The sequence below is a fragment of the Pontiella sp. genome, assembly GCF_041622395.1.
Classification (GTDB): domain Bacteria; phylum Verrucomicrobiota; class Kiritimatiellia; order Kiritimatiellales; family Pontiellaceae; genus Pontiella.
In genome coordinates this window covers 1-2,731 of sequence record NZ_JBFJYW010000389.1, presented here as the reverse complement: position 1 = coordinate 2,731, position 2,731 = coordinate 1, and the positions used below count along the sequence as shown (strand labels likewise).

The 2,731-nt window shown below is 56.8% G+C and carries 3 protein-coding genes; all 3 read right to left on the bottom strand.

The window, feature by feature from the left end:
* Positions 1-1,632 (bottom strand): hypothetical protein (locus ABYO54_RS15880; RefSeq protein ID WP_372809210.1); only part of this gene is annotated, 1,632 nt, incomplete at its 3' end.
* A gap of 39 nt (positions 1,633-1,671) precedes the next feature.
* Entirely contained in the window at positions 1,672-2,424 is a 753-nt protein-coding gene (locus ABYO54_RS15875) for a DUF1559 domain-containing protein (protein WP_372809209.1), read from the bottom strand.
* Positions 2,425-2,519: 95 nt separating this feature from the next.
* A partial coding sequence (locus tag ABYO54_RS15870) for a hypothetical protein (RefSeq protein WP_372809208.1) occupies positions 2,520-2,731 on the bottom strand: 212 nt, incomplete at its 5' end.

Here is a 2,731-nt window from a genome sequence, read left to right as displayed (position 1 = left end):
GGGAGGATAATCGGGCAGCCCGAGGATATTCATGCCGGCCGCGACAATGGCGTCGACTTGTTCGTCGCCGTAGCGGTAGTGCCCTTGCTCCGACTCGGCATGTTTCCATTTGGTGATCAGGCTGGCATCATGGAATCGGGTCCATTTCATGCCGATGCTTTTGGCATAGTCGATAAAGAAGGGGCGGACCGTGATATGGGTGCCGAAGCTGCTGTTGCGGCCGACCTCACGGGGGCGCGGCAAGCGGGCTAGCAGGATTTCCTGAGGCGCCGCGAGGCCGGCGTCGACCGGCTCGAAACGAACGCGAAACAGGCCGTTGACGGTGCTGTCGATTGCCAAGGGATAATCCTGATTGAGCGGTAGATCCACGACCTTGTCCATCACCGGGATGTCGGGAAAAGCCGTGACGAGGACCCTGGTTTTGACGGTCCTGCCACGCTTTCCGATTTGCGCTCCGGCCGCGCGGATCCTGATCGCCAACGGTTCATCCCAAAAGAAAATGTTGCTTCGGTGACCCGACGTGTCGGCATAGATCTCGCAGGGATAGGCCGGCGCGTAGGCGCTGGCGTCTGTTCCGGCTTCCAGCTGAGTTCCGTCGACAAAGAGGGTCCCCTGGTTTTCCGAAGCGGAAAAGCTTATGTAGACATCCGTGACCTCGTCAGGGATGGGTTGACTGGTCACGGAGAAACGCTGCCAGTTCTCCGTCAAACGAATGCGCCGCGCCCCCAGATTTTTCGCTCCCTGACGCGTGAAAATCTGCATGGTTATAGTGGCGCCCGCTTTCGAGCCTTTCAGATCGGCCGAAAACGTGTAGGGATGCCCCGCCGCCACCGGAAGCCAGAAACTGCGGCAGAACACGGTTCCCTCCGTCCGGGCCGTGGGAATCGCCATGGCATACTGTCCGACTTTACCGCCTGGTGCCCGGTGGATCTGCGGATCTTCCCATTCGCCGTCGGGTCCGGCGTAGATACCCGAAGTCCACAGATAATCCACATTCCCTTCGCACGAGGAACGCGGCATGAGGTTGCCGTGCACCAGCGGATTGCGGTTGATCCGGATACTGTCCGGAGCTTCCTGGAACACGTCAATTCTGATGTCGTCGATCCAGAGTTGCCCGAGGGCGCCGCTCCCGAATGTCAAGGCGATGTCTTGGTCCACGTCGGTGGGCGCCTTGCCGGTGAATGAGTAGCTTTTCCAATTTTTTTCCGGGGTAAAGCGGAGCCCAGGAATATAGGTTTTCCAGGGTTTGCCGATTTTTCTGATGATTGCCGAAGCATTGCCATCGAGTTCACCTTTGGCCCGAAAACTAACCTGGTAGTAATAGCCGCGTTTGATGGCAAAACCGGTCACGAAGTATTGCATGGCGCCGGAACTGATGCCGCGTATGTCGAAGCGTTGCGAGGCGCCGGAACCGTCCGCCGGACGGTCGATCGTCACGCTCATATCCTTTTTGCCCCATTCGTAGTTGTTTATGCAGCCGTTCTGAATGGTATCCGTGCCGTGCTGATAGTAGGGGCCCTCGAAGGTGCATTCCAGAATGGTATTGCCCGTACTTTCGGCTCGAAGCGGCAACATGCCCCCGGCGACCAGGGAGATTGAAAACACTGTCTTGAAAAACAGGTGCTGAGGCATAGTGATTCCTTTATTGAACTTTGTGAAGATTACCGGGGGTCAATCGTCGTTACTGTTTCTAGTCCACATGCCGCGCGGCTGCCCCGTGCTGCCGCCGCCGGCGACGGTTTCATAGACGTTCATAATGGCGACATGACCGTCGAGCAGCAGAAAGTTGAAGCGACCACCGTGGGGGATTTCGGCATTGGCGATAATCGTGGCCGGGGCCTCCAGATGAGCGCAAGACCCGTTACCCAGATAGTTGGTGTTGCGAATGTATTCCGTCAAGCCGATCACGTTGGAAGGTTGCTCAATCCTGGGCAGTTTCGCGGACCATGGGGCGGTCGAGGAGTCCGAGGCGATTCCCCAGATACCGGAGGAGCCGTCGGACAAACTGCTGCCGGAGCCCGCATTGCGTCCTCGATTGATGGCATACGAGCGTTTGACCCGATCGGCGGTGCGAGGCAAATTGTCGCTCGGGCAGACATAGAGCTGGCCGCTATCCGCCGGGGCTAATTGGGACACCTGCTGGGCATCGGTCAGCGACCGGCCATCGTAGTCGGACAAGAGATCGTCCCAGCTTCTGTGACCCGACGAAAGATAGTGGCATGAATACGGCACATGTTCGTTCGCGTCGTCGGCGTAGCTGGTTATCGCCAGACCCAGCTGTTTAAAATTGTTGCCGCAGCTGATGCGTTTCGCGGTCTCCTTCGCCTGGCTCAACGCCGGCAGCAGCATGGACGCCAATATCGCAATGATCGCGATCACAACGAGGAGTTCGATCAGGGTGAAATGGTGCTTCTTGTTTGTCATGGTGTTCGTTCCTTTGTCTTGAATACGCTTGCTTGAGTTGCCCTTAACGGAAATAAAAAACAACGCGATAGACTATTCCTTATCATTTGCTTGGCTTAAGGGTTTTCGGCAAAAGATTTGCCGACGTGGAGCCAGGTTGGACACCTCTCGGGAGGAGAGGGATCCTTCCCCTGAATTCGTTCGTAAAGATATAGGGCGCCGTCTTTTCCCATCTCTTCTTCCGGCAGCATCACAGCGCTACGCAGATCATGGGTGGTCGGCGAAAATTCCCAGCTCGAGGCAAAATGGACGGATTGGAAATCATATC